Genomic DNA, 386 nt, shown 5'->3' on the forward strand with positions numbered 1-386 from the left:
GTGCGGATCCGACGGCTTGCTTTCGTTGCCCGCCTSATCACGCTCGACCACCGTGAACTCGTGCTTGCCTTCGCCCAGCGGCGTATCAGGCGTGAAGCTCCAGTTGCCGTCCTCGTCGACCTTCGTCTCGCCAATCGGTGTGCCGTTGTCGATCACGACGATCGTGTCGCCCGGCTCGCCCTTGCCCACCAGCGTCGGTGTCGTGTCGTCCGTGCTCTCGCCATTGCCCACCGGACCCTGAACCAGACCCAAGTCGTCAATCACTTCGCCAATTGCCGGCTTGCCCGGTCCCATCGCGTAGATCCTCACAGGGGTAGTCGGGCTCGGCGATGAGCCGTGGCCCGCTGCGTCCGTCACCGTATAGGAGATGTCGAACGCCGTGTCCT

Annotated in this window: 1 protein-coding gene; it reads right to left on the reverse strand. The window is 64.2% G+C overall.

What is annotated here, in order from left to right:
• A partial coding sequence (locus AC1DEK_RS30180; RefSeq protein ID WP_478128997.1) for an Ig-like domain-containing protein occupies positions 1–386 on the reverse strand: 386 nt, incomplete at both ends.

Source organism: Variovorax sp. 10N420 (assembly GCF_056394705.1).